General features: G+C 72.7%; 25 protein-coding genes and 2 pseudogenes. 14 read left to right on the forward strand and 13 right to left on the reverse strand.

Features of this window, described 5'->3' with window-relative positions; translation table 11 throughout:
* Nucleotides 1-29: 29 nt before the first annotated feature.
* From PV419_RS39450 to PV419_RS39460, 3 genes and pseudogenes are all read right to left on the reverse strand, one after another.
* Nucleotides 30-1,187 (reverse strand): LLM class flavin-dependent oxidoreductase, encoded by a 1,158-nt coding sequence (locus tag PV419_RS39450; protein WP_319697361.1) that lies wholly within the window; start codon nt 1,185-1,187, stop codon nt 30-32.
* Nucleotides 1,188-1,221: 34 nt separating this feature from the next.
* A pseudogene (locus PV419_RS39455) lies at nt 1,222-3,073 on the reverse strand (FAD/NAD(P)-binding protein).
* Nucleotides 3,074-3,548: 475 nt separating this feature from the next.
* Nucleotides 3,549-4,772 carry a DUF5685 family protein gene (locus PV419_RS39460; RefSeq protein ID WP_319697287.1) on the reverse strand — a complete coding sequence of 408 codons (1,224 nt, stop codon included), beginning with the start codon at nt 4,770-4,772 and terminating at the stop codon, nt 3,549-3,551.
* Nucleotides 4,773-5,009: 237 nt separating this feature from the next.
* Between PV419_RS39460 and PV419_RS39465 the strand changes: the two genes are divergently transcribed.
* Complete coding sequence (locus PV419_RS39465; protein ID WP_319697288.1) at nt 5,010-5,441, forward strand: cell division protein SepF; 432 nt, start codon at nt 5,010-5,012, stop codon at nt 5,439-5,441.
* A 24-nt stretch (nt 5,442-5,465) separates the two neighbouring features.
* Here the strand turns inward: PV419_RS39465 and PV419_RS39470 are convergent, their stop codons facing one another.
* On the reverse strand, nt 5,466-6,662 hold the full coding sequence (locus tag PV419_RS39470) for an acyl-CoA dehydrogenase family protein (RefSeq protein ID WP_319697290.1): 1,197 nt from the start codon (nt 6,660-6,662) through the stop codon (nt 5,466-5,468).
* A gap of 174 nt (nt 6,663-6,836) precedes the next feature.
* Nucleotides 6,837-8,717, reverse strand: a complete 1,881-nt coding sequence (locus PV419_RS39475; RefSeq protein ID WP_319697292.1) for an MFS transporter — start codon at nt 8,715-8,717, stop codon at nt 6,837-6,839.
* A gap of 301 nt (nt 8,718-9,018) precedes the next feature.
* Between PV419_RS39475 and PV419_RS39480 the strand changes: the two genes are divergently transcribed.
* Entirely contained in the window at nt 9,019-10,209 is a 1,191-nt protein-coding gene (locus PV419_RS39480) for a mannosyltransferase family protein (RefSeq protein WP_415925476.1), read from the forward strand.
* A 266-nt stretch (nt 10,210-10,475) separates the two neighbouring features.
* Nucleotides 10,476-11,510 (forward strand): phosphatase PAP2 family protein, encoded by a 1,035-nt coding sequence (locus tag PV419_RS39485; RefSeq protein WP_319697294.1) that lies wholly within the window; start codon nt 10,476-10,478, stop codon nt 11,508-11,510.
* Between the two features lie 143 nt (nt 11,511-11,653).
* Here PV419_RS39485 and PV419_RS39490 read toward each other — a convergent pair whose 3' ends face one another.
* Nucleotides 11,654-11,869: a proteinase inhibitor I78 gene (locus tag PV419_RS39490; RefSeq protein ID WP_319697295.1), complete on the reverse strand. Its 216-nt coding sequence runs from the start codon at nt 11,867-11,869 to the stop codon at nt 11,654-11,656.
* Nucleotides 11,870-12,251: 382 nt separating this feature from the next.
* Here PV419_RS39490 and gvpO point away from each other — a divergent pair, with 382 nt between their 5' ends.
* The 9 genes and pseudogenes from gvpO (at nt 12,252) to ctaD (ending at nt 17,600) form a co-directional block, all read left to right on the forward strand.
* A complete protein-coding gene (gene gvpO / locus PV419_RS39495) occupies nt 12,252-12,554 on the forward strand; it encodes a gas vesicle protein GvpO (protein WP_319697296.1) in 303 nt (100 codons plus the stop codon).
* Between the two features lie 63 nt (nt 12,555-12,617).
* Nucleotides 12,618-13,097, forward strand: a complete 480-nt coding sequence (locus PV419_RS39500; RefSeq protein ID WP_319697297.1) for a gas vesicle structural protein GvpA — start codon at nt 12,618-12,620, stop codon at nt 13,095-13,097.
* Nucleotides 13,094-13,813 carry a GvpL/GvpF family gas vesicle protein gene (locus PV419_RS39505; RefSeq protein WP_319697299.1) on the forward strand — a complete coding sequence of 240 codons (720 nt, stop codon included), beginning with the start codon at nt 13,094-13,096 and terminating at the stop codon, nt 13,811-13,813. The genes PV419_RS39500 and PV419_RS39505 overlap by 4 nt, the downstream gene beginning before the upstream one ends.
* Before the next feature lie 8 nt (nt 13,814-13,821).
* Nucleotides 13,822-14,022, forward strand: coding sequence for a gas vesicle protein GvpG (locus PV419_RS39510; protein ID WP_319697300.1), 201 nt, complete (start codon nt 13,822-13,824; stop codon nt 14,020-14,022).
* A pseudogene (locus tag PV419_RS53530) lies at nt 14,019-14,381 on the forward strand (gas vesicle protein); the annotation flags it as partial. The gene PV419_RS39510 and the pseudogene PV419_RS53530, both read left to right, overlap by 4 nt.
* A 56-nt stretch (nt 14,382-14,437) precedes the next feature.
* Complete coding sequence (locus PV419_RS39520) at nt 14,438-15,325, forward strand: GvpL/GvpF family gas vesicle protein (RefSeq protein ID WP_319697302.1); 888 nt, start codon at nt 14,438-14,440, stop codon at nt 15,323-15,325.
* Nucleotides 15,322-15,525: a gas vesicle protein gene (locus PV419_RS39525; protein WP_319697304.1), complete on the forward strand. Its 204-nt coding sequence runs from the start codon at nt 15,322-15,324 to the stop codon at nt 15,523-15,525. Before PV419_RS39520 ends, PV419_RS39525 begins: the two co-directional genes overlap by 4 nt.
* A complete protein-coding gene (locus PV419_RS39530) occupies nt 15,522-15,800 on the forward strand; it encodes a gas vesicle protein K (protein WP_319697305.1) in 279 nt (92 codons plus the stop codon). Before PV419_RS39525 ends, PV419_RS39530 begins: the two co-directional genes overlap by 4 nt.
* A gap of 90 nt (nt 15,801-15,890) precedes the next feature.
* Nucleotides 15,891-17,600, forward strand: a complete 1,710-nt coding sequence (gene ctaD / locus PV419_RS39535; protein WP_319697307.1) for a cytochrome c oxidase subunit I — start codon at nt 15,891-15,893, stop codon at nt 17,598-17,600.
* Here ctaD and PV419_RS39540 read toward each other — a convergent pair.
* From PV419_RS39540 to PV419_RS39555, 4 genes are all read right to left on the reverse strand, one after another.
* Nucleotides 17,569-18,528, reverse strand: coding sequence for a helix-turn-helix transcriptional regulator (locus PV419_RS39540; RefSeq protein ID WP_415925477.1), 960 nt, complete (start codon nt 18,526-18,528; stop codon nt 17,569-17,571). The two genes, ctaD and PV419_RS39540, sit on opposite strands and share 32 nt — an antisense overlap.
* Before the next feature lie 130 nt (nt 18,529-18,658).
* Entirely contained in the window at nt 18,659-18,829 is a 171-nt protein-coding gene (locus PV419_RS39545; RefSeq protein WP_319697309.1) for a hydrophobic protein, read from the reverse strand.
* Between the two features lie 92 nt (nt 18,830-18,921).
* On the reverse strand, nt 18,922-19,812 hold the full coding sequence (locus PV419_RS39550) for a hypothetical protein (protein ID WP_319697311.1): 891 nt from the start codon (nt 19,810-19,812) through the stop codon (nt 18,922-18,924).
* A complete protein-coding gene (locus tag PV419_RS39555) occupies nt 19,809-21,059 on the reverse strand; it encodes a glycosyltransferase family 4 protein (protein WP_319697313.1) in 1,251 nt (416 codons plus the stop codon). The genes PV419_RS39550 and PV419_RS39555 overlap by 4 nt, the downstream gene beginning before the upstream one ends.
* 272 nt (nt 21,060-21,331) lie before the next feature.
* Between PV419_RS39555 and PV419_RS39560 the strand changes: the two genes are divergently transcribed.
* Entirely contained in the window at nt 21,332-22,108 is a 777-nt protein-coding gene (locus PV419_RS39560) for a hypothetical protein (RefSeq protein WP_319697314.1), read from the forward strand.
* 250 nt (nt 22,109-22,358) lie between these two features.
* Nucleotides 22,359-22,787 carry a hypothetical protein gene (locus PV419_RS39565; protein ID WP_319697315.1) on the forward strand — a complete coding sequence of 143 codons (429 nt, stop codon included), beginning with the start codon at nt 22,359-22,361 and terminating at the stop codon, nt 22,785-22,787.
* 57 nt (nt 22,788-22,844) lie between these two features.
* On the opposite strand, the gene der is transcribed toward PV419_RS39565, so the two are convergent.
* The 3 genes from der to cmk form a co-directional block, all read right to left on the reverse strand.
* Complete coding sequence (der, locus tag PV419_RS39570; protein ID WP_319697316.1) at nt 22,845-24,305, reverse strand: ribosome biogenesis GTPase Der; 1,461 nt, start codon at nt 24,303-24,305, stop codon at nt 22,845-22,847.
* Nucleotides 24,306-24,379: 74 nt separating this feature from the next.
* Nucleotides 24,380-25,003 (reverse strand): lysophospholipid acyltransferase family protein, encoded by a 624-nt coding sequence (locus PV419_RS39575; RefSeq protein WP_319697363.1) that lies wholly within the window; start codon nt 25,001-25,003, stop codon nt 24,380-24,382.
* A gap of 125 nt (nt 25,004-25,128) precedes the next feature.
* Entirely contained in the window at nt 25,129-25,830 is a 702-nt protein-coding gene (gene cmk, locus PV419_RS39580; RefSeq protein WP_319697318.1) for a (d)CMP kinase, read from the reverse strand.
* Between the last annotated feature and the right edge of the window lie 22 nt (nt 25,831-25,852).

A 25,852-nucleotide genomic window follows, 5' to 3' on the forward strand; every position in this document is an offset into this window, starting at 1 on the left:
CGTCCGGCCGCTCGACTCACCGCTCGGCGTCATTGGGACGCCTCCTTCGCCCGTGCGTACCGGTTGGCCGGGCGGGCCAGGCCCAGGTGGTCGCGGAGTGTGGCGCCGGGGTAGAAGGTGCGGAAGAGTCCGCGGTGCTGCAGCAGCGCCACCGTGCCGTTGACGAACCGCTCCAGGTCGTGGCGCGGTACGACGGGGGTGATGTGGAAGCCGTCCGCGGCCCCCGCCTGGTGCCAGCGCGCGATCAGCTCCGCGAGGTCGACCGGGCCACCGCGGTACAGCGGGAGCCCGTCCGCCCGCGCCGCCAGCGGGCCGCTGGGTGGCGGGAGTTCGGAGGCCGGTTCGCCGTCGGACAGGTCGACCGCGAGGGCGGCGAGCATGGTGAGCCCGTCCTCGTCGCGGCCGTACGCCACCGCGCGCCGCCGCAGCTCGTCGCGGATCGCGCCGGCCGCCTTGGGGGTGGCGGCCCGGACGTACGCCACGTCGGCGTGGCGGGCCGCGGTCCGCCGGGCGACCGGGTCGGTGGCGTCGACCACGACGACCGGGTGGCCCTGGGGCGGCCTGGGCACGATGGACGGGCCGCGCACGCTGAACCGGGCGGACTCGAAGTCGACGTAGTGCAGCTTGTCGCGGTCGATGAAGCGGCCCGTGGCCACATCGCGGATCTCGGCGTCGTCCTCCCAGCTGTCCCACAGCCGGGCGGCGACGTCCGCGACCTCCCCGGCCTCCTCCCACAGCTCCTCGGCGGGGGCGGCGGCGCGGCGGCCGATCAGCCGGGCCTCCGCCTCGGTCGTCGACACCTCGGCCCGCCAGCCCGCCCGGCCGTGGCTGACCCAGTCCAAGGTGGCCACGGCGCAGGAGAGGTGGAACGGCTCGGTGTGGGTGGTGGTGACGGTCGGCACCAGGCCGATCCGCCCGGTGTCGGGCGCCACGCGCGAGAGCACCGCGAGCGCGTCGAGCCTGCCCCGCCCCTCCCCCGGCGGGCCCAGGGAGTCGTCCAGGGTGACGAAGTCGAGCCTGCCGCGCTCGGCGAGGCGCGCGAGCTCGACGAAGTACGGCGCCCGGTACTCCCCGGTGCCGTCGATGGCGGCGGCCAGGTGGAGCAGGCGGGGCCGGGGCGCGGGGCGGGCCCCGTGCGGATGTGACGCGTGGGGGTGCGGTGCCAGGGGCGGCTGGGAGTCGGCCATGGTCAGGGGGCCTTCCTGGTGAGGGGTGCACGATTCAGCGCGCATGGGCTCGGACGGTGAGCGGGGCGCACGGGGGCAGGGAGCGGAGCAGCGACAGCAGGGCGCGCGCCGTCGCGTCGTTCTGGCGGAAGGCGGGCGCGTTCGTACGGGGCCGGGCGAAGGCCCCGGAGGCGCGGGCGTCGGTGTGCGGTCCGAGCGCGAAGCGGCGCGGATGGGGGCGGCCGCGCCGTCCCGGTGCAGCGAGAGCAGCAGCGGGTCGCGGGTGTGCTCCACGGTCGGCTCGGGCAGCCGGGCCTCGACCAGCGCGCGGGCCTCCACACCCGGGCCCGCCACCCCGGCGCCGCTCGCCCGGAAGACCTTGCGCAGCGGGTCGGCGACGACGTGCGCCTCCGCGCCGAGGAAGCGCACCACGCCGGCGCGGGAGAGCGCGAGAAGTTGGCGCAGCCGGGGCCGGGCGGGCCGGAGGCGAGGTAGCTGAAGAATCCGTGCCACTGGCCGCCGATGTCGCCGAGCCGCGTCAGCCGGCCGTATACGGACAGCAGCGCGAGGAAGACCGCGAGGTCGGGGCTGTTGCCGGGGTCGTGGCGGCGGGCGAGATCGGCCTCGATGTGCGCGCGCAGGTCCTGCTGCAGGGCCTCGGAACTCTCGAACCGCCGCCCGGCCAGGGGCCGGTCGAGGGCGTCGAGGTCGAGCCGGTCCGCCGGGTCGGGGACGGCGGCCGCGACCAGGGCGCGCAGTTCGGGGCCGTCGGGCGGGCAGGCGGCGTATCGCTCCTCGAAGTCGGGCCAGGGGGTGGCCGTGCGGTCCGGGTGGGCGGTGAACAGCCGGTGGTAGTGGGCGAAGCCGAGCTCCTTGGCGATCAGCGGCCAGATGTCGCGGCGGTAGTCGGGCCGGCCGGGGCGCCGCAGCAACTCCTCGACCTGGGCCGGGCCGAAGAAGCGGGGCAGTGGTGGGCGTTCGCCCCGCCACCCGTAGCCGATCTTGGAGCGGTACGGGACGCCGCGTCGCGAGCCGACGTGGAGCACGGGCTCGCGGCCGGAGGGCCGGTACCTCAGCTCCCCGCCGCCGGTTTCCTCGTAGCGCCCGCCGCGCCCCTCGGTGAGCAGGACCATCAGGTCGATGAAGGCGAGCCCGAAGCCGCGCACGATCACCGGCCGACCGGGGCGCAGCCGGCTCAGGTCGCTCTCGGCGGTGAACTCCGGGGGTAGATAGACGAGTTCGTCGAGTCCGTGTTCGGCGGCGAAGGCGGTGAGCGCCCGCTGCTGCGGGTCGGGTTCGGCGTCGAGGTGTCCGAGGGCGAGCACGACGGCGTCGGCGGTCAGCGGGGTGGCCCGCCCCTCCAGCCACACCCGCTGCACGCCGTCGCGCGGGCCGGTGATCCGTACGGCGCGGCAGCGGTGCCCGTGGACCGTGACGGCGGGCGGCAGGGCGGCCACCGAGCGCTCGTGCACCCAGGCCAGATACGCGCTCTGCAGCCGTCTGTCGGCGAAGCCTCGGCCTGTCAGCGCGGCGGCTTCGGCGGCGACTTCGGGAGAGAGTTCGGGGGCGGGGCCGTCGGGGAACGCCCCGGCGCGGACGCGCTCCGCCCACTCGGCGAGGGAGGGGCCGGGGCGGACCGGGCCCTCGCTCTCGACGGTGTCGTCGGTGAACATGGTGACGTCCTCGGCCATGGAGTTCATCCACAGCAACGGGGACTGGTCCGGGCGCCAGACGCGGCCGCCGCCGGGCGGGTGCGGGTCGACCAGGTGCAGATCGAGGGGGGTGGCCTCGCCGTACAGCTCGGGGGCGTTGGCGGCGATGCGCTCCACGAGGCCGGTGCCACGGGGGCTCGCGCCGACGATCACGAGGGCGGGGGGTCTGGAGGGAAGGTCCGGTCGCACGGACATGCGGAAGGCTCCGTCGGTTCGTCACCGAACACGTCAGTGGCCTTCACACCCGGCCGCGCCCCTCAGCACGGCCTGTCGCCGAGGCTAAGCCGTCCCCACGACCCGTTGTCAAGGTTGTCCGAACTGTGAGCAGTACGTCTCGCGGCCAGTTGACGCAAAACCGCAAGACTGTTCCACTTGGGCCATGCGGCCACGTCAGCGACTGATCACGCGCGGACACATCGACTTCGGTCGGGTGTGGTCCGCGTCCTGTTCGGGTTCCTGTCCGGGCTGACCGCCGCCTCCGCCGCTCCGGCGTTCCGAGGCCTTCTCATCTGCTCTGCCTGCCCGCCGCCCGCTGTCCCGGTTCGGCGCGGCCGTGCCCATTCTCGCAGTTCACGTATCTCACGTAGGTCACGCAGCACGCGCCTTCACCCACGCTCAAGCGCTTCCCCCTCCCCTCGCCCTCCCAGCCCCCAGCTCTGGCCGCCGCCTTTCAGCAATCGCAGCTACAGTCACAGCAGTCACAGCCGTCACAGCAATTGCCCTCGCCGTTGCAGCAGTCACAGCAATCACAGCAGTCGCTGCAGTCATCGCACTTGTGGCACCAGCCCTCGCGCTCCTGACCGCTCCACGGGTCGTGGTACGGGTCCTTGCAGCACACCTGGCAGGTGCAGAAGAGCCCGGCCCACACCGCGCATCCGGCTATCAGCCCCCGCCGCCTGCGATTCGGCGGCTCGGGCGGGGCGCCCCCGGGGCCACCCGGGCCGGGCCCGTACGGGTTGTTGATCCACGGCGACTGCGGGGGCGGCGTACCCTGCGCGGCGTGTGGAGCGTGCGCGGCGGTGGCCCCGTGCGAACAGGACGTCGTGCCGAACGCCCGGTCCACCGCGCGCCCCAGCTCATGCGCCAGCAGCACATGGGCGAGCTTGCCGTTCTCGAACTCCACCTCGCGCAGCGCGAGACGGACCCCGTGCACCGCGTCGTCGCACAGCCTGCGCACCTCGGCCAGGTCCGCCCCGGTGGCCGTGATCGGGTTCCAGGCTCCGGTCGCGGTGTCCTCGGCCAGGTCCTCCACCGCGTCCAGCAGATGCGCGAGCCGGCCGAACAGCCGCCCCGCCTCCTCCAGCGGCGCCTGGTTGCCGGGCCGCCCGGCCAGCACGGCGGTGTGCCCGAAGGCCGCGGCGGTCGCGGTCTCGGTCGGCTCGGTGACGGCCAGCAGCGGCGTGCCGAGGCCCGCCGCCCGCTCTATCCCTTCCTGGCGGCCGACCGCGTCCAGTAGCACGGCCGTGTCGAAGCCGAGCTCCGCGCCACTGCGGGCGCCCGCCCGGTCCCACCCGGCGGCGACCCGGCGGGCGGCCACGGCGACCGGTCGGCGCGCCAATGCCCCGTCCCCGTCGGCCACATGGTCGCGGATCTTCGCGGAGGCCAGCACCAGGGAGACGGTGGCCGCCAGCCGCGCGCCCTCGCCCTGGGCGACCGGCGCGCTCCGCATGCCGCGCAGCGGACAGGGCCCGGCGGTGCGCCGCCAGCCCTCCGTACGACGCGACTGGGCCTCCACGAGCACCGAGACGACCAGACCGTCGTAGTTGGTGGCGACCCGCGCGAACTGGCCACGGGCTCCGCGCAACGCGAGGCACAACCCGCACAGATGCGCCATCCACTCGGTGCGCAGGTTTTCCGACAGCCGGTGCCGGCAAGGGCGGATAATGCCAAACAACTTTCTCCCCGTTCACCCATACGTCCCCGGCGTCACCCGTCCGGCCCGGCGGAGTCTACCCATCGCCTCGTCAGGGCCTGTCAGCAGGAGGAACTCTGATTCGCCGCCATACGTTGTGCACCAGTACCGTCACGAATCCCCTGTGCGGCCGCAATCCACGTGGCACACCTTCCGCATCATGGACGACGATAGAGGGGGCAGGTGCAGTACAGAGAGCGGCAGTGAAAGGAGGCGTCCATGGGATCGGTGCGCAAGGCGAGTGCCTGGCTTGGCCTCGTCGACGACAGCGATGACGAGCGCTACTACGACGACGACTACGCCGAGGGGCCCGAGCCCGGCGACGCCTGGGTGACCGACCCGCGGGTGCGGGTGGCCGACCAGGCCGCGCGGGACGAGGGCACCCGTATCGCCACGGTCACCCCCGAGAGCTTCCGGGACGCGCGCGGCATCGGCGAGATGTTCCGGGAGGGCGTGCCGGTCATCGTCAACCTGACCACCATGGAGCCCGCCGACGCCAAGCGCGTGGTCGACTTCGCGGCCGGGCTGATCTTCGGGCTGCGCGGCTCGATCGACCGCGTGGCCAACCGCGTCTTCCTCCTGACCCCGCCGGACTACGAAGTCCTCAGCGCCAACAGACACCACGCCACGGGCTTCTTCAACCAGAGTTAGGCAAGGCCGCTCACCGGGACGCGCTCATCGGAACGCGTCGATTCCGGTGAGCGCCTTGCCGAGCACCAGTTGGTGCATTTCGACGGTGCCCTCATAGGTGAGCACCGATTCCAGATTCGTCGCGTGCCGCATCACCGGGTACTCCAAGGAGATCCCGTTGGCGCCCAGGATCGTCCGGGCCGTGCGGCAGATCTCGATCGCCTCCCGCACATTGTTGAGCTTACCGAAGCTGACCTGCTCGGGGCGGAGCGTTCCGGCGTCCATGCGCATTCCCAGGTGATGGGCGAGCAGCACGCCCTTGTGCAGCTCCACCGCCATGTCGGCCAGCTTGGCCTGGGTGAGCTGGAAGCCGCCGATGGGCCGGCCGAACTGCTCGCGGGACCCCGCGTACTCCAGCGCCGCCTGGAAACTCGCCCGGGCCGCGCCCATCGCGCCCCAGACGATCCCGTAGCGGGCGTGGCTCAGACAGCTGAGCGGGCCGCGCAACCCGGTGACCTCCGGCAGCACGGCGCCGGCGGGCAGCCGCACCTCGTCCATCACCAGCTCGCTGGTCACCGAGGCGCGCAGCGACCACTTGTGCCGGATCTCGGGGGCCGAGAAGCCGGGGGTGTCCGTCGGCACGGCGAATCCCCGGATGCCCTCGTCCGTACGGGCCCAGACCACCGCGACCCCGGCCACCGAGCCGTTGGTGATCCACATCTTGCGGCCGGTGAGCACCCAGTCGGAGCCGTCCCGCTTGGCGTAGGTGCGCATCGCGGCCGGGTCCGAACCGTGGTCGGGCTCGGTCAGCCCGAAGCAGCCGATGACCTCGCCCGTGGCCATCGGGGGCAGCCACCGCTCCTTCTGCTCCGTCGAGCCGAAGCGGTGGATGGCGTACATGGCCAGGGAGCCCTGCACGGACACCAGGGAGCGGATCCCGGAGTCGGCGGCCTCCAGCTCCAGGCAGGCCAGCCCGTACTGGACGGCGCTCGCGCCCGTGCAGCCGTATCCCGTCAGCGACATGCCGAGCGCCCCGAGGGAGCCGAGCTCGCGGGCCAGCTCCCGGATGCCGGGCAGCTCGCCGCGCTCGTACCAGTCGGCGATGTGCGGCAGGACGCGGGTGGCGGCCCATTGGCGCACGGTGGCGCGGACGGCGAGGTCCTCCGGGGCGAGCAGGTCGTCGATCCCGAGCGGGTCGGCGGGGTCGAACGGCGGCAGGCTGCGGGTGGCGCCCTCGGACATGGTTCGGCCTCCGGTTCCGGTGCGGTTCGGCTGCGGTGAGATGCGGTGGGGTGCGGTTTCGGTGCGGCCGGGTGATCATTCCGGTCGGATCCGACGCTACGGCCGGGTAATCCCCGGCGTCCAGACCGCGCCCGGCCGTCCAGCGACGTCCGCGGGGGCCGGAGGGAACCGCCGTCAGCCGGAGGTCTCCGCGCCGACCGCGGCGCGGTCGGCGCGGCCGGGGCGGGGCACGCGGGCGGCGCCCGTGTCCTGCGCCGCGTCGCGGGCGGTGTCCGGGGCGGGGGCCGGCTCCGTTTCATGCCCGGCGTCCGTCGCGTGCTTGGCATCCGTACCGCGCCCGGCGTCCGCCGCAGGCCCGGCATCCGTACTCTTCCCGGAGTCCTTCGCGTGCCCGGAGTCCTTCGCGTGCCCGGAGTCCTTCGCGTGCCCGGAGTCCTTCGCGTGCCCGGAGTCCTTCGCGTGCCCGGAGTCCGTCCCGTCCTCCTCGGGCGCGCACTCCATCGACTTCGGCAGCCGCAGCGCCGCCAGCGCCCCCACCAGCAGCAGCCCGGCGCTGACCGCCAGCGTGACATGCAGGCCGTGGACGAAGGACTGGCGCGCCGCCGCGCGCAGCGCCCCGCCCTCCGGGCCGCCGAGCCGGTCGGAGACCTTGTAGGCCACACCGAGCGACTGGCTCGCGGCCTCTCTGGCGGACTCCGGGACGCCCGCGGCGTGGGAGACGCCGGGCGCGTACGTGGCGTTCATGACGCTGCCAAGGAGGGCGATGCCGATGCCGGCGCCGAGCTGGTAGGAGGTCTCGCCGATCGCGGCCGCGCCGCCCGCGGACTTGACCGACGCCTCGTTGAGCATGGACTCGTATGCGCCGAAGAGCGTGGTCTCGAGGCCGAAGCCGAGGAAGAGGAAGGCGCCGACCAGGACCGCGGGCCGGTCGGACTGGCCCATGACGACCAGCGAGAGGACGGCCGCCGCGGTCAGCGAGAAGCCGAAGGCGACCATGGTGCGGGGGCCGAGCCGCTGCAGCATCCGGGACCCGGCGAGCCCGGCGGCCATCGCGGCGAGGGTGAGCGGCAGCAGCCGCATGCCCGTCTCCAGCGGGGTGAGGCCGAGGACGAGCTGCAAGTACTGGGCGGCTATGAGCTCCAGGCCGACGAGCGCCAGCAGGGCGACCACGATGCAGCCGACGGAGATGCTGAACGCGGGCCGGGAGAACAGCCGCAGGTCGACCAGCGGATGCTTGCGGCGGCGCTGTCGGCGTACGAAGAGCACCAGCAGGGCCGCGCCGAACAGGACCGGCCCGGCGGTGACGGGCTCCAGCAGGCCCGCGCCGCTGCCCACCCGCTTGACGCCGAAGACCAGACAGAACAGCCCGCAGGCGGCCATGATCGCGCCCAGCACGTCCCAGGGGCCGTCGCGGTCGCCGGTGGACTCCGGCAGCAGCCAGCGGCCGACGGGCAGGGCGACCGCCATCAGCGGGATGTTGATGAAGAAGACCGAGCCCCACCAGAAGTGCTCCAGCAGGAAGCCCCCGAGCAGCGGCCCGACGGCCGCGCCCACGGCGGCCACCGCGCTCCAGACGCCGATGGCCAGGGCGCGCTCGCGGCGGTCCGGGAAGACCTGGCGCAGGATCGACAGCGTCGCGGGCATGATCATCGCGCCGCCGACGCCCAGCAGGGCGCGGGCCACGATGAGGATCTGCGGGGTGCCGGCCTCGGCGGCGAGGGCCGAGGCCGCGCCGAAGAGGCCGTAGCCGAGCAGCAGCACCCGGCGGCGGCCCACCCGGTCGCCGAGCGTCCCGAAAAGGATCAGCAGGGAGGCGCAGACCAGCGGATACGCGTCGACTATCCACAGCAGCTCGATCGAGCCCGGCCGCAGGTCCTCGGTGACGGCGGGCACCGCGACGTGCAGGACGGTCGCGTCAACGGCGACGAGCAGCAGGCTGACGCAGAGCACGAGGAGCACGATCCAGCGGTTGGCTCCGCCGGTCGCGTCGGTGCCGCGCCATTGCCGGGGGACGCCCGGCGTCCGTCGATTGCCGGCCGTGGTCGTCCCGGACATGAACCGCACCTCCCTGTCGTGCGCTCGCGGCCCCTCGGGGGCGGGACGTCGCAGGCTGAGGACGTCCGGCGACCCGGCGGCGAGGGCGAGTGAATGGTCAGCGTACGCGAGTCGTCACGCGGGTCGTGTGGCCCATCCCATGTTGAGACCCACGTCGCAGGGGTGAACGAAGGCGTACGTTCCGGTGTCCCCCATTTGTCCCTCCCGTTTTGTTCCCACGCCTTGCCCCGCCCCACACCCCACGCCCCACACCCCTTCGGCGCCCGTCGGCCGTCGGGATCGCGCCTGGATAATCGGGTCCGTGACTGAACTCGTCCGAGCCGACGCCCCGGCCGGAAAACACGACGAACGGGCAAGCCGCGCGGTTCCCACCATGCTGCGCCGGGCCGCTCCGGCGCTCCTGGCGTATACGGGGACGCGGCTGCTGGGCGTCGTGGTTCTCGCGATCTGGGCGGCGGTGGCGGGCAAGAGCTGGCACACGCTGCTCTCCGCCCGCTGGGACTCCCTCTGGTACTCGCGCATCGCCGAGCAGGGCTACGGCTACACGCTCCGTCTGCCCGACGGCTCCATCCACTCCGATCTGGCCTTCTTCCCTCTGCTGCCCTGGCTGGAGCGGCTGATCTCGGCCCTGACCCCGCTGGACGCCGCCGCCGCGGGCCTGGCGGTGAGCTGGGTCGCGTCGCTGTTCGCCGCGTGGGGGATCTTCGCGATCGGCGACCGGCTGCGCGGGCGGCGCGTGGGCACGGCGCTGGTCGTGCTGTGGGGTGTGCTGCCCGTCGGCATCGTGCAGTCGATGGCCTACTCCGAGTCGCTCTTCACCGCGCTGGCCGCCTGGGCGGTGTACGCGCTGCTCACCGGGCGGTGGGTATGGGCCGGGTCACTCGCGGCCCTGGCCGGGCTGACCCGGCCGGTGGGGGCCGCGGTGATCGCGGCGGTGTGGATCACGGCGGCGGTGGCCCTGCTGCCCGCCGGACGCCGGCACCGGGCCTGGCGCCCGGAGCACCGGCGGATGCTGCTGGGCATGACCCTCGCACCGCTCGGCTGGCTGGGCTACGTGGCGTGGGTGGGGGTGCGGACCGGCAGCGTCACCGGCTATTTCGACGTCCAGAACGGCTGGCGGAACGGATTCGACGGCGGCGTGGCCTTCGCGCGCTTCGCGGGGGGCCTGCTGGCGGGGCCGGGCTTCCCGGCCGGGCTGGGACTGCTGGGCGGCGTGGCCCTGCTGATCTGGGTGTTCCTTCGGTGCGTACGGCGGCGCGAGCCGCTGCCGCTGCTGGTGTACGCCGGGGTGGTGCTGACCCTGGCGCTGACCGCGAAGGGCTACTTCGGCTCCAAGCCGCGGCTGCTGCTCCCCGCCTTCCCGATCCTGCTGCCGGTCGCGGCCGCCCTCGCGCGCCTCCGTACGGCCAGGGCCGTGCTGGTCCTGGGGTCGGTGGGGCTCGCCTCGGCGGCGTACGGGGCCTTCTGGCTGAACGGGTCGGGGCCGCCGTGAGGGGGCCCCGGGGCGACGGGCAACGGCCGGGGAAACTCCGAGGAACGCCTCGGCTAATCGCCGATAAACGACGCTGTAAGAATTCCATAAAGAAGTCCGGGAGCCGCTTCGGGAAGGCGACTCTCGGAAAAGCCGCGACCACCCGCGGATTTCCTCCGGAAAGGCGTGTTCAAAAACCGCGGACGAGACCCACTCCACATCACATCGTCATCACAAAGCGACCTGATCGACCGAAGCGGCCTGTCACGCAATGTAACGTCGATTGAGTGCGTACCGATGACAAGCTCCCTCAGGTGAAGGGGCGCCCGACCGATCTGGCGCGACCGCGCATGACCCGAACACGCCGCTGGCTGCTCGGGTCCACCCTCGCTGTGTACGCGGCGACCGTGATCGGGGTGCTCACCACCTCGTGGCTGGTGCAGTTCGACTGGCAGGTCATGCTGTTCCGGCCGTACAAGCACTGGCCGGAGATCCACACCTTCCTGGACTACTTCGTGGTCATGGGCCAGCGCGGCCCCACCGCGGTGGCGGTGACCGCCTGGATGGGCTGGTGCTGCTACAAGCAGCGCACCCTGCGCCCGCTGATCGTGCTGGGGACCTCCCTGCTGCTGCTGAACATCACCGTCGGCTCCGTCAAGCTCGGCTTCGGCAGGCTCGGCCCGCACTACGCGACCACCGTCGGGTCCAACGAAATGTGGGGCAACGGCGATATATTTCCTTCGGGTCACACCGCGAACGCGGTGGTCACCTGGGGTGTGCTGGCCTATCTGGCGACCACTCCCCGGGCCCGCAGGGTCGCCTCGGTCATCGCGGCGGTCTTCGCCTTCGGTGTCGGCATGACCACCGTCTACCTCGGCACCCACTGGGTCAGCGACGTGGTGCTCGGCTGGGCGGCCGGGGTGCTGGTGCTGCTGGCGCTGCCGTGGCTGGAGCCCGCCATGGCGCGTGCCGAGGCGCTGCTGCTGGCCCTGTACGACAAGGTGCGCGAGCGCCGGGCGTCGGCGCCGCTGCCGGTCACGCGCCCGGTGGCCGCTTCGACCCTGGCCACCCCGCGCGCGGCGCGCGACGACGAGCTGCCGGCCCGCGAGACGGTGAGCGTCGGCGGCCGGCCGAGCGGCGTCGCGGCACATATGCCCGAGGCCCGGCCGCACCACCCGCTGCGGACGCATCCGATCCGCTCGGAGCGGGGCGTCACCCCGGGCGGCAGCCGCCGCCCGCCGCACGCCGACCGGCTGCCGCGCGCCACGGCGCCGCTGGGCCCGCCGGCGGGCCGGGGGCGGGCGGCCAGCACCGGCGGCTGACCGCGGGGGCGGCCGGGGGGACGGTACGCACACCTCTCCCGCAGCCCCGCCGCCCACCGATCGCGCCGAGCCGATCGTACCGACGGCCCCGGACGCTCCCGCCGAGCGTCCGGGGCCGTCGCCGTACCGCGTGCGCGCCCCCGTCACCCCTTCCAGCAGCGCTTGACGGTGTCGTCGGCCACCTCGAAGTTGATCCTCCCCCGCAGGTACTCCATGGTGATGATCGCGCCCGTCGGAAGCGCGCGCACGGTGCTCCAGCCCCGCTCACGGGCGCGTTCCTGGGCGGTCCGGGCATCGAGGCCCACATAGCTGTCGAGGTCGTCGTCGGGTTCCGCGGAGGGCGTCGGTACAGGTGCCATGACGCCACCGTATGCGTCGGGACACGGCGGAGGAACCCGGCTCTCCGGCCCGCTGACACAGGCTCACCCGTACCGGGTCTCTCACGCGTCACACTTGTGTCACAGTAAACACGCCCGGGTTTCCTTCGTTCTCTGTCACTCGTACGTGCACCGTGTTGACGGCACGAAGGTGACGGCGAGTTTTCGTCGATATCCCTCGTATTGACGCCGCTCCGGTATTGGTTGAGGCCGCCTCACAGCAACTCCCCAGGTAAATTCCCGAAGCCCGCTGGGAATCGACCACCGCCGCCCACGGGGCACACATTTCCGCCACAAACTGACCGGGTCCACAGCCGCAGGTTTGCCCCCGGCCGGGCGCGGTACCCGCCGCACCGAGGCACACATGACAGACACATCCGATGAGACCGGTAAGAAGACGGCGAACGGCGGACCCACACCGCTGGCGCTCCTGCGCGCCGCCCGCGATCAGCTCGTCGAGCTGACGGGTCTGTACCCCGAGGCGCTGCCGCGCCTGGAGCGGACCGAGGAGGGCTGGGTGCTGGACGCCGAAGTGGTGGAGCTGGCCCGGGTGCCGGAGACGATGAGCCTGATGGCGCTGTACGAGGTGACCCTCGACCCGGACGGCCTGCTCACCGGCTACCGCCGCGTCCGCCGCTACGAGCGCGGGCGGAGCGACCGTGGCTGACGCCCCGTCGGCACCGCCCCGGGCCCGTGCGGCCCGGCCGGCCACGAGAGGAAGACACCCGACATGACCACCGTTGTCCCGGCACAGCAGACCAGGAGCGGAGGCGGCACCAGCGGCCTGTACGACGTCCTCGAGCTGATTCTCGACCGAGGGCTGGTGATCGACGCGTTCATCCGCGTCTCGCTGGTCGGCATCGAGATCCTCAAGATCGACGTGCGGGTCGTGGTGGCGAGCGTGGACACCTACCTCCGGTTCGCCGAGGCCTGCAACCGCCTCGACCTGGAGGCCGGGCCCAACAAGTCCGCCGGCCTGCCCGAGCTGCTGGACGGCGCCACCGAGAGCGCCGCGCGCAGCAAGACCAAGGGCGCGCTCTCCGGCGCCGGGCAGAGCGTCGGGCAGAGCGTCTCGAAGGCGGCCCACTCCGTCGCCGACGCACTCCGGCCCGCCGGCGGAGGCGAGGAGGGCGAGGAGGAATCGCAGGGCCGCGGCCGGCGCCCGGCCGCCCGTAAGGCCGCGGCGAAGAAGGGCGAGGAGGGCGAGTGAGCACCTACGTCTACGGCATAGCGCAGGGCGCGCTCCCGGACCTGCGTGACGAGCTCCTGGGCATCGGCGACCCACCTCGGCCCGTACGCGCCCTGACCGAGGGCGAGTTGTCCGCGATCGTCAGCGACTGCCCCGAGCAGCTGCGGCCCAAGCGGCGCGAACTGCTCGCCCACCAGCATGTGCTGACCGAGGTGGGCGGCGACCGGGCCGTGCTGCCGATGCGGTTCGGCAGCATCTCGCCCAGCGACGAGGACGTGCGCGGGGTGCTGGCCGAACAGGCCGACCGCTATCAGGCGCAGCTGCGGCGCCTGGCGCGCTGTGTGGAGTACAACGTCAAGGCGGTGCACGACGAGGACGCGGTGCTCCATCAGGTGCTCGCCGAGGAGCCGGACCTGCGGGCGATGGCCGAGGCCAACCGGGCCGTGGGCGGGGGCACGTACGAGGAGCGGCTGCGCTTCGGCGAGCTGATGGCGGGCGCCGTGCGGGCGCGCGAGGTGCGGGACGCCCAGCTCGTCGAGAAGGCGCTGGCGCCTGCCGCCGAGGAGCTGCGGCCCGGACCGGAGAGCGGCGGCTGGTTCGTGAACCTGTCGTTCCTGGTCGGCGAGGGCGGCGGGGGCGCGCTGACCGAGGCGGTGGCCGAGCTGGAGCGGGCGCATCCGCGGCTGAAGCTGCGGATCCACGGCCCGCTGCCGCCGTACAGCTTCGTCGAGTCGTAGGGCCGCCGATGATCGGCTGGGTGTTGCGGCAGCTCCTCGCCCAGGCGGAGCGGGAGTACTACGACCCGGCGAACATCCAGCGGGCGCTGGCCGACCTGGCGGCGCGGCTGGAGGAAGGGCTGATCGGCGAGGAGGAGTTCGAGCGGCGGGAGGACGAGCTGCTCGACCGGCTTGAGGAGGCGCAGCGATGGGCGAACGGGATCCGCTGACCACCCCGCGGGGCCACGGCGGGCTGACCGGCGCGCCCGGGCCGTCCGGCGGGACCGCGCCGTACGGGTCGTCCGGCTACGCGTCCCCGGGCTCTGGGGCGTCGGCCCCTGGCTCGGCGGGCTATTACGGGCTCGCGGGGCGCGGCGAGGGCTCGGCCAACCTGGCCGACATCCTGGAGCGCGTCCTGGACAAGGGCGTGGTCATCGCGGGCGACATCCGCATCAACCTGCTCGACATCGAACTCCTCACGATCAAATTGCGGCTGGTCGTGGCCTCCGTCGACAAGGCCAAGGAGATGGGCATCGACTGGTGGGAGCGCGACCCCGCCCTGTCCTCGCGCGCCCGCGGCCACGAGCTCGACGCGCCGGGCGACGGCGGGAATGACGGCGGGAATGACACCGGGGAGGAGAAGCCATGACGCGGGAGCTGCAGTACGCGTACGGGGTCGTCCGGGGCGCCGGGGCGCCGGACCCCGTCCCGCCGGGGGTGAGCGGCGTCGCGGGCGGCCCGGTGCGCGCCGTGCACCATCTCGGCCTCGCGGTGCTGGCGAGCCCGGTGCCGGCGGAGGAGTTCGAGGAGGGGCCGCTGCGCGCGCGGCTCGAGGACCTGGCCTGGCTGGAGGAGGTCGCCCGCGCGCATCAGCGGGTGGTGAACGCGGCGGGCGCGGTCGGGTGCGTGGTGCCGGTGGGGATGGCCACCGTCTGCCGGGGCGAGGAGGGGCTGCGGCGGATGCTGGAGGAGGGGCGGGCGCGCTTCGCGGCGGCGCTGGACCGGCTGGAGGGCCGGGTCGAATGGGGCGTCAAGGTGTACGCGGCGCCGGCCGACCGGAACCCGGCGGCCGGCGCGCCCGCGACAGCGCCCGCCCGAGCACCCTCGCAGACGCTCTCGCAGACGCCCTCCCAAGCTTCCTCCCAGGCGCCTTCACGAGCGCCTTCGCGGGCCGTCTCCGGAGCGGTCTCGGGCCGCGAGTATCTGCGCCGGCGCACCGCGGAGCGGCAGGCGCGCGAGCAGCGGTGGCAGCGTACGGAGGACGGCGCGCGCCTGGTGCATGACACGCTCGCCGGGCTCGCCGAGCGGGCCCGGCTGCACCCTCCGCAGGACGCGCGGCTGTCCGGCGAGGCGGACCGCAATGTGCTCAACGCCGCGTATCTGGTGCCGCGTGAGGACAGCGCCGACTTCGCGGAGCGGGTGCGCGAGCTGGCCGGCCGGGTGGTGGGGCTGCGGGTGGAGCTGACCGGCCCCTGGGCGCCGTACTCCTTCGTGGCTCCCGGCCCGGCGGGTGAGACGCGGGCGGCGTCATGACGGCCATGACGCCCACCAGTCCTCTCGCCCAGCGGCCCGTCGCCCTGGTGGACCTGCTGGACCGGCTGCTGGCGGGCGGTGTGGTCGTGGTCGGCGACCTCACCCTGCGGATCGCCGACGTCGACCTCGTACGCATCGATCTGCGCGCGCTCATCAGCTCGGTGAGCGAGAGCGTGCCGTCCCCCTGGGAGGAACCGTGACCCGCAGGCTGGAGCTGGACCAGGAGAGCGTCGAGCGCGATCTGATGCGGCTGGTGCTCACGGTCGTCGAGCTGCTGCGGCAGCTCATGGAGCGGCAGGCGCTGCGCCGGGTGGAGCAGGGTGGCCTGACGGAAGATCAAGAGGAGCGGATCGGGCTGACGCTGATGCTGCTGGAGGACCGCATGGGCGAGCTGTGCGAGCGCTACGACATCGGGCGCTCGGACCTCAATCTGGATCTTGGGCCACTCGGGCCGCTGTTGCCGCCGACCGAGTGACGCAAGGGGCGCACCCTCGCGCCCGCGCGCCCGTCACCCGCATCATGGCCACAGTCCCAATCCCGCCGAAACAACACAAAAGGAGCGCCGATGGGGACGGAGACCGCGCAGGCGGCTACCGGACCGGCGCGGGTGCCGGGCGTGGGCCAGGTTCTGGTGGACTGGCTGACCACCACGGACCACAAGAAGATCGGGCATCTGTATCTGATCACCGCGTTCGGCTTCTTCCTGGTGGCGGGGGTGCTGGCGATGGTGATGCGCGCCGAGCTGGCCAGGCCGGGGATGCAGCTGATGTCGAACGAGGCGTACAACCAGGCCTTCACCATGCACGGCACCATCATGCTGCTGCTGTTCGCCACGCCGGGCTTCGCGGGCTTCGCCAACGAGATCATGCCGCTGCAGATCGGCGCACCGGATGTGGCCTTCCCGCGCCTGAACATGTTCTCGTACTGGTTGTTCCTGTTCGGCGGGGTGATCGTGCTGTGCGGCCTGGTGGTGCCCGGGGGCGGCCCGGACTACGGCTGGACCGCGTACGCCCCGCTCAGCAGCGGGGTCCGCACCCCCGGCGTGGGCGCCGACATGTGGATCATGGGGCTGGCACTGGCCGGGTTCGGCACCATCCTCGGCGCGGTGAACTTCCTGACCACCATCATCACGATGCGCGCCCCCGGCATGACGATGTTCCGGATGCCGATCTTCACCTGGAACACCCTCTTCACCTCGATCATGATCCTGATGGCGTTCCCGGTGCTGGCGGCGGCGCTGCTGTGCCTGGAGGCGGACCGGCGGTTCGGGGCGGTGGTCTTCGACGCCCGGTTCGGCGGCGCGCTGCTGTGGCAGCATCTGTTCTGGTTTTTCGGCCACCCCGAGGTGTACATCATCGCGCTGCCTTTCTTCGGCATCATCACCGAGATCATCCCGGTCTTCTCCCGTAAGCCGATCTTCGGCTATGTGATGCTGATCGGCGCGACGATCGCCATCACCGCGCTGTCGATGATGGTGTGGGCGCACCATATGTTCGCCACCGGCGCGGTGCTGCTGCCCTTCTTCTCCCTGCTGTCGTTCCTGATCGCGGTGCCGACCGGGGTGAAGTTCTTCAACTGGATCGGCACGATGCTGGGCGGCTCGGTGTCCTTCGAATCGCCGATGCTGTGGGCGGTCGGCTTTCTGGTCAGCTTTCTGTTCGGAGGGCTGACCGGGGTGATCCTTGCGTCGCCGCCGATGGATTTCCACGTCACCGACACCTACTTCGTCGTGGGCCACTTCCATTACGTCGTCTTCGGGACGGTCGTCTTCGCGATGTTCGCGGGGTTCTACTTCTGGTGGCCGAAATTCACCGGCAAACTTCTCGACGAACGGCTCGCCCGGATCCACTTCTGGACGCTGTTCGTCGGCTTCCACGCCACCTTCCTGGTGCACCACTGGCTGGGTGCCGAGGGCATGCCGCGCCGCTACGCCGACTATCTGGCGGCCGACGGCTTCACCGCCCTCAACACCGTCTCCTCCATCGGCTCCTTCCTGCTGGGCATGTCGACCTTGCCGTTCCTCTACAACGTCTGGAAGACCGCCAGGTACGGCACGAAGGTGACGGTCGACGACCCCTGGGGGTTCGGCCGCTCCCTGGAGTGGGCGACCTCCTGCCCGCCGCCCCGCCACAACTTCCTCGCCCTGCCGCGCATCCGCTCCGAGTCCCCCGCCTTCGATCTGCACCACCCGGGGTTCGCCCCGGGCGAGGAGGCGGAGCGGGAACTCGGGCCGCGGGGCCCGGTCAGCCCAGGGCCCGAGTCAGCCGGTCCCTGAGGTCCCGGATGTGATCCTTCAGCTCGGCCGGCTCGCGCACCTCGAAGTCCACGCCCAGCATGACGATGTGGAACGCCATGACGTCCAGGCTCGCGGCGCCGGTGTGCAGCAGACAGCTGTGCTCGTCGACCGGCTCCAGCACCCCGGCCGCCGGCGAGACCCGCTCGGCCGCCCGCTCGGCGGACACCCGCAGCAGCACGGTGGCCTTCGCGGCGTACGCGGTGGTGGACACGCCCTCGCGGACATACGCGGCCAGGTCCTCGGCGGGCGGGCGGCGCGGGGCGAAGCGCGGGCCGTGCGGCGGCGTCGGGGTGATGCGGTCGGCCCGGAACGTACGCCAGCCGCCCCGGTCCACGTCCCAGGCGACGAGGTACCAGCGGCGCTGCGCCGCCACCAGCCGGTGCGGCTCGGCGGTGCGGCGGCTGACCGCGCCGCCGTGGTCGCGGTACTCGAAGCGCAGCTGGTGGCAGTCCCGGCAGGCGTTCGCCAGCTCGGTCAGCACCGCCGGGTCGACGGTGGGGCCACGGAATCCGCCCAGCATGGGCACGGTGAAGGCGCCCAGCGCGCTCACCCGGCGGCGCAGCCGGTCCGGCAGCACCTGCTCCAGCTTGGCGAGCGCGCGCACCGACGTCTCCTCGATGCCCTCCACCCCGCCGCCCGCCGCCTGGCGCAGCCCGACCGCGACCGCCACCGCCTCCTCGTCGTCGAGCAGCAGCGGAGGCAGCTGGGCGCCCGGGCCGAGCTGATAGCCACCGGCCGTCCCGGGGCTGGAGTGCACGGGGTAGCCGAGTTCGCGCAGCCGGTCGATGTCGCGGCGCACGGTGCGCGCGGTCACCCCGAGGCGGTCGGCGAGCTCGCCGCCGGACCACTCGCGGTGGGCCTGCAGAAGGGAGAGCAGACGGAGCAGGCGTGCGGAGGTCTCCAACATGGCGCCGAGTGTGCCAGCCGCCGAGGACAGGGTCCCCCCAGCTCCCGCTGGGAGGCGTCCCTGTCCTCGACGCCGGGCGAGCGGCGTCAGCCGCCGATGTATCCGCGGCGTCAGCCGCTGGTGTCACCTCTCACCATCGGTACCAGTGCGTCCGGCGGCCGGTCGCCCCGGTGCTGTGGAACAGGAAGCCGAGCAGCCAGACCACCAGGACCGCGAGGGCGATCCACCACAGTGCCTTGACCGCGAATCCGACTCCGAACAGGACCACGACGAGCGCCAGAACCAGAAGGACAGGAATCATCGTTCACACCTCCGCGGTGCGAGTTCCCCTTGTGTCCAGCTTATGCCTGCGTTATGCCCAGGTTAATACCGGCCCGTCCTGACAGATCTCCCTCAGGCACTCTCGACGCGCACCGCCAGGTCGTTGTTGACCGTGTAATACGGTCCGGCCTTCGCGGCGCCGTGCGGAGCGGCGACCGACTGCGCCGGGTAGGTGAAGATCTCCTTCTTGTCCGGGATGTCGTCCAGGATCCGCGCCAGCCGCGCCGGGGCCGCGTCCGGGCCGGCCGGGCGCAGCCACAGGTCCCACGCCTCCTCACCGCCCTTCCAGCCGTCCGCCAACTCCGCGAGCGGCAGCGTGAAGGAGAACTCCGCGCCATCCGCACCGTCCGCCACCAGCCGCCCCGTCCACACCCGCGAAGGTTCGGTCCGGAAGCGGGCCTCGGCGACCGCGTCGGCCAGCCACTGGGCCGGGTGCTCCACCCGGTACAGCCGGCCGCGCACCACCAGCCCGCCGCCCTCGACGCGGAGCTCCCCCGCCTCGGCGTGCGGGGCGCGGCGCCAGCTGCGCAGCGAGAGGTTGCCGTGCTTGGTCGGATACGGGATGCGGACGGCCAGCGGCGAGGTGCTGGGGCCCGGCCTGCGGTCGACGAGCGAGCGCAGATCGTTCAGGCCCGGCGCGAGCCGCTGCGACTCGGCCTCGCCGAGCGTCGCATGGACGTCCCAGCGCCCCTCGGGCAGCGGCACCGTGCTTGGCAGCGCGGCCTGCAACCCGCCGTCCTCGGTGGGCACGAGCGGCAGCCGTACCTCGTCCTCGGGGCCGGGGGCCGCGCCCCGGCGCACCAGCACCAGCGCGGCGTCAGGGCCCGCCTGGGTCCCGGGACGAACCCAGTCGGTGACGTGGAAGGTGAGCCCGCCGGCTGAGTCCGCTACGCAGTCGGCGCGCGGCAAAGCGAACGCGGCGACCGTGTCGGCCTGGTCGGCCTGGTTGAGGTTCTCGGTCATGCGGCACGCACCCTTCCGAGCATCGAGTGGCCCACGTCCTTCGTCGCGAACACACCGCTGAGAAGGGTGCCGCGGGCGCGGTGCAGGGCGCCGCGCAGCGGGCCGCGCGCCACGAGGTCGGTGAAGAGTGACTCGTAGCGCCCGGCCACCTGGGACGGGTCGAAGCGGGCGGAGCGCTTCAGCGCCTCATGGCCCATCCGCTGCCGCAGTTCGTCGTCGTTGATGAGGTCCAAAAGGGCCGCGGCGATGGCGTCGACGTCTCCGGTGGGGACCAGGCGGCCGTCCACCCCGTCGTCGATGATCTCGGCGGGCCCGTGCGGGCAGTCGGTGGAGACCACGGGAAGACCGCAGCGCATCGCCTCGACGATGGTCATCCCGAAGGACTCCATGCTGGAGGTCACGGCGGCGATCGACCCCTTGGCCCACTCCGGGTCGAGAGGGTTGGCGGGGCCCATCAGGTAGATGTGGTTGTACAGCCCCAGCTCGTCTATCAGGGCCCGCAGCTTGGTTCGCTGGTCGCCGCCGCCGTAGATCCGCAGTCGCCAGTCGGGGCGTGCCGCGCTGACCTTCTCGAACGCCCGTATCAGCAGGTCGTAGCGTTTCACCGGGGCGAGCCTGCCGGCCGCCACAACCCACTTGCCGGCGCCGTCGGCAGGCTCCAGGCCCGGTTCGGGCACGCTGTTGGGCACCGCCTCCAGCCGTACGCCCGGCAGCCGCATCTGGCCCCGGTACGTCTCGGCGTCCGCCTGGGTGACGGTGGTGACCGCGTCCAGCCGCGGGTACACGCCGCGCAGCGTTCGCTTCAGCGCCTTGGAGTGGGTGCTCAGGGTCAGGTGCTCCTGGCCGACGCGCACGGGCCCGCGGCGGGCCTCGCGGGCGATGTGCACATTCAGACCGGGGCGGGTGCCGACGACGACATCGGCGTCCAGCCGCCCGAGGTGCTCGGCTATCCGCCGGTCGGTGAGCCGGCTGTACTGCTTGTACCGGCCCTCGCTCCTCGGGAAGACCCGCGCGGGACGGGCGTGATCGGGGTCCGCCCCCTCGTAGGTCGGGCTCTTCTTGCGGATGTCCACGAGGTGGCTGAGCCGCACGTTCGGACCAGGATCGAAGATCGGCACGTCACGGTGGCGGAACACCGACACGATCTCCACGTCGTGCTGTTCGCCCAGCGTGCGGGCGAGGTTGTACGTGGTCCGGATCGTCCCGCCGATCCCGTACGCGTTGTGAATCAGGAATGAGATATGCATCCGTCCCGGTATCCAACCATTTCCCACCGTTTCCCCGCGGACAGCCTTACTCATCCGCCTATCACTGGGTCAGACACGGGAAACGGTTGCTGGGTTGGGTTCCATCACCGTCTTGTTCTTGAACATATGTCAAATTGGTAGCTAACGTGCGGAACTTTTACCGGCCTTGGCTCATCAGAGGCTCAAGTGCAGTGACCCAGCCGCGGATGGCCCGTTGACTACATGGAGCCGGCAAACCGCCCGGCGCACGGACCGATACCGAGGAGCCACCCGTGCCGCGCATGCTCGACGTCAGCGATGACGTACGCGCCGAGATCGGCGACGAAGAAGCCGACCGGCTGCTGGCCGGCGAGAACGCCCCGGGCAGCTACGACTGCACCTCCTGCCGCACGCCCGGGAACACCGACCAGGAGCGCACCAGCACCGTGCTCTTCGTGGGCCAGGAGACGGCGGTGCTCGCCTTCGCGCACGCCAGCTGTGTCCCCTCCCAGGTCGTCCCGGTCTCCGAGGAGCAGCTGCGCGGCGCCGTGCGGTCCATCACCGCCGAGGAGGCCCCGCCGCCCGCCGCCGACACCCAGCAGGCGGTGCTCGGCGTCACCAGCGGGGTGCTTCTGGTGGGCGGCGAGGCCCGGCCCGCGCTCGTCGTCGAGCCGACCGAGCCGATCAGCCGGCCCGGCATCGGCGGCGCGGGCGACGACTTCCTGCCGCTCCTGACCGAGCAGGGCTTTCTGCCGGTGTACGACCTCGGCCGGCCGCCGGCGCCCATCCCCGGGTGGTCCGTACTGCTGGCCGCGGGGCAGTTGCACGCCGTGCTGATGCCGGCTCCGGGCGGGGGCGCGCCCGTGGCCTGGTGGCAGGCCCACCACCCGATGCCGCTGAGCGACGGCTGGCGGTCCGCCGTCGGCCGCTCCCAGCAGGTGCTGCTCTATGCCGCAGCGGCCGGCACGATCGGCAACCAGCCGCGCGAGGACCAGCTGCGCGCCGCCCTGGACCGGGCCGCCGCGCGCGGCGCCCTGGTCGGCGCCTCCATGCCGCGCGCGGGCACCTGACCCCATGACCGGGCCCGCACCACGCCCCGCCGACCTCGTACACGCGGCCCATTCACCGCCGATCCCGCATCCGACGGGCGGCCGGGTCGTTGGCACATACGTGCACGCATACGACCCTCCCGCCCGAGCCCCGTATCCCCCACCCTCCCGAGCCGCGTATCCCCCACCCTCCCGGGCCGCGTCGCTCCCGCCCACCCGGGCCGCGTCGCTCCCGCCCACCCGGGGCCTGCAACACGCCCACATCCCGGCCATGCGCCCGGCGCAGGACACCCTGGGCGATCACCGGCGGCCCTCCGCCACGCCGATCTACGACGCGCTGTACGCGGAGTACCGGATGATGTTCCGAGCCCTGCCCGGCGACCGCTCGGACGAGGAGGACCTGGGGTTCACGGCGTTCAGCGCCATCGGACAGCCCGCCCAGCCCCGCGGGCTGACCAGCGGCGGCCACGGCCACACGGGCGGCTACCCGGGTCACACGGGCGGGCACGGTCCTCTGGGCGGGCACGGCCATGCGGGAGGCCATGGCCATACGGGTCACACAGGGCACACGGGGCACGCAGGGCACACGGGGCACACGAGCGGCCACACCGGGGCCTGGGAGCCCGCCGGACACCACCACCGCACCTATCTGCCCGCGCTGCCGTCCGGACAGCGCGACGGGCGGGGCCACGGGTACTGACCCCGCGTCCCCGCCCGTGACCGCTTGCGCCCGCGGAACCCGCTTCGGCTCGCGCGGCTACTTCTTGCGGCCGCGCTTCTCGCGCACCCGCACCGAGATCTGCAGCGGAGTCCCCTCGAAGCCGAACTCCTCGCGCAGCCGGCGCTCGATGAACCGGCGGTAGCCCGCCTCCAGGAAGCCCGAGGCGAACAGCACGAAGCGCGGCGGCTTGGTCCCGGCCTGCGTCCCGAAGAGGATGCGGGGCTGCTTGCCGCCGCGGACCGGGTGCGGGTGGGAGGCGACGATCTCACCGAGGAAGGCGTTGAGCCGCCCGGTCGGCACCCGGGTCTCCCACCCGGCCAGCGCGGTCTCGATCGCCGGGACCAGCTTCTCCATATGGCGGCCGGTGCGCGCCGAGACATTGACCCGCGGCGCCCACTGGATCTGGCCCAGCTCGGTCTCGACCTCGCGCTCGAGGTAGTAGCGGCGCTCCTCGTCGAGCGTGTCCCACTTGTTGTACGCCACGACGATCGCGCGCCCGGCCTCGACCGCCATCGAGACGATCCGCTGGTCCTGGACGCTGATCGACTCGCTGGCGTCGATCAGGACGACGGCCAACTCGGCCTTCTCCACGGCGGCGGCGGTGCGCAGCGAGGCGTAGTAGTCCGCGCCCTCCTGGAGGTGCACCCGGCGGCGGATACCGGCCGTGTCCACGAACTTCCAGGTCACCCCACCCAGTTCGATCAGCTCGTCGACCGGGTCGCGGGTGGTGCCCGCCATCTCGTTGACGACCACCCGCTCCTCGCCCGCCACCTTGTTGAGCAGGGACGACTTACCGACGTTCGGCCGGCCGATGAGCGCGATACGGCGCGGACCGCCGACGGTGGCGCCGAAGGTCTGGGCCGGAGCCTCGGGCAGCGCCTCCAGCACGGCGTCCAGCATGTCGCCGGTGCCGCGGCCGTGCAGAGCGGAGACCGGGTGCGGCTCGCCGAGGCCCAGCGACCACAGCATCGCCGCGTCCGCCTCGCCGCTGGGGCCGTCGACCTTGTTGGCGCACAGCACGACGGGCTTCCCGGCCCGGCGCAGCAGCTTCACCACGGCCTCGTCGGTGTCGGTGGCGCCGACCGTGGCGTCCACCACGAAGACCACCGCGTCGGCGGCCTCGATGGCGAACTCGGCCTGCGCGGCCACGGACGCGTCGATGCCGAGCACGTCCTGCTCCCAGCCGCCGGTGTCGACCACCTTGAAGCGGCGGCCGGACCACTCGGCCTCGTAGGTCACCCGGTCGCGGGTGACGCCCGGACGGTCCTCCACGACCGCCTCCCGGCGGCCGATGATGCGGTTCACCAGAGTCGACTTGCCGACATTCGGGCGGCCGACGACGGCGAGGACAGGCAGCGGACCATGTCCCGCCGCGGCCAGGTCGCCCTCGACCTCCTCCGGGTCGAAGCCTTCCTGCGCGGCGAGCTCCATGAACTCCGCGTACTCGGCGTCGCCAAGCTCCCCGTGCTCCGCGCCGGTGTGGATCTGGTCGTTCATGAAGTCATTCCTCGTCGTCCTTCGCCGCTGTCCGCAGCTGCCGCGGGCCCGTACGGCCCGCTGGTGTGTCACGTCTATGGGTGGCCGACGCGGCCGGTGAGCCGCCTGGCGTCCGCCAGATGCGCTCCCAGCCGCTTCTGGACGCGTACGGTCGCCTCGTCCAGGGCCGAGCGGGTCCGCCGGCCGCTGCCGTCGCCCGCCTCGAAGGGGTCGCCGAAGACCACGTCGATCCGGCTGCGCAGCGGCGGCAGCGCCGGCACCACCCGGCTGCGTCGCGGCGCGCTCCCCGGCCCGCCCTGCCGCGCGGTGCCCAGCACCGCCACCGGCACGATCGGGGCGCCCGACCGCACGGCGAAGTAGGCGAGCCCGGAGCGCAGCGAGGCGAAGTCGCCCTCGCCGCGGCTGCCCTCCGGGAAGATCCCCAGCACTCCGCCGCGCTCCAGCACCCCCAGAGCGTCCGTGATCGCCGTCCGGTCGGCGCTCGCCCGGTCCACCTTCAGCTGCCCGATCCCGCGCAGGAAGGGGTCCAGCGGACCGACGAACGCCTCCTTCTTGACCAGGAAGTGCACCGGCCGCGGCGAGGTGCCGATCAGCATCGGGCCGTCGAGGTTGTGGGAGTGGTTTCCCGCGAGGATGACCGGACCGGTGGCCGGAATCCGCCAGGAGCCCAGCACACGCGGCTTCCACAGCCCGTACATCAGTCCGATGCCGATCCGGCGGCCGACCGCGGCGCCGCTCGCGCTGGGCAACGCGGCGGAGGTCTGGTCGGTCTTGCCGGTCTTGTCAGCCTTATCGGCCTTGTCAGGCCTGTTGGGGGTTCGGGTCACGCGGAACGCTTCTCCTCGACGAGAGTGACCACGCACTCGATGACCTGCTCAAGGGTGAGGTCGGTGGTGTCCACCTCGATCGCGTCGTCCGCCTTGGCGAGCGGCGAGGTCTTGCGGCCCGAGTCGGCGGCGTCCCGCTTGGCCAGCGCGGCCTGCGTGGCGGCCAGGTCCGCGGCGTCCTTGCCCTTCAGCTCCCCGCTGCGACGGGCGGCCCGCGCCTCGGCGGAGGCGGTCAGGAAGATCTTGACGTCGGCGTCCGGCAGCACAGTGGTGCCGATGTCCCGGCCCTCCACGACGATGCCGCGCGGCGCCTCGGTGGCGATGGACCGCTGCAGCTCGGTGATCCGCGCCCGCACCTCGGGCACCGCGCTGACCGCGCTGACCTTGGAGGTGACCTCCTGGGTACGGATCGGGCCGGAGACGTCCACGCCGTCCACAGTGACGGTGGGGCCCGCCGGGTCGGTGCCGGAGACGATGACGGGCTTGGCGGCGGCGTCGGCCAGGGCGATGGCGTCCTCGACGTCGATGCCGTTGTTCACCATCCACCAGGTGATCGCCCGGTACTGGGCGCCGGTGTCGAGGTAGCCGAGGCCGAGCTTGACCGCGACGGCTTTGGAGGTGCTGGACTTGCCGGTGCCCGCGGGGCCGTCGATCGCGACAATCACTGCTGCCGGGGCGGTCCGGGCGGCGGTTTCCACGGTGACAGACACCTTTCTGGTA

Source organism: Streptomyces sp. ME19-01-6, from assembly GCF_033793745.1.
Lineage (GTDB): Bacteria > Actinomycetota > Actinomycetes > Streptomycetales > Streptomycetaceae > Streptomyces.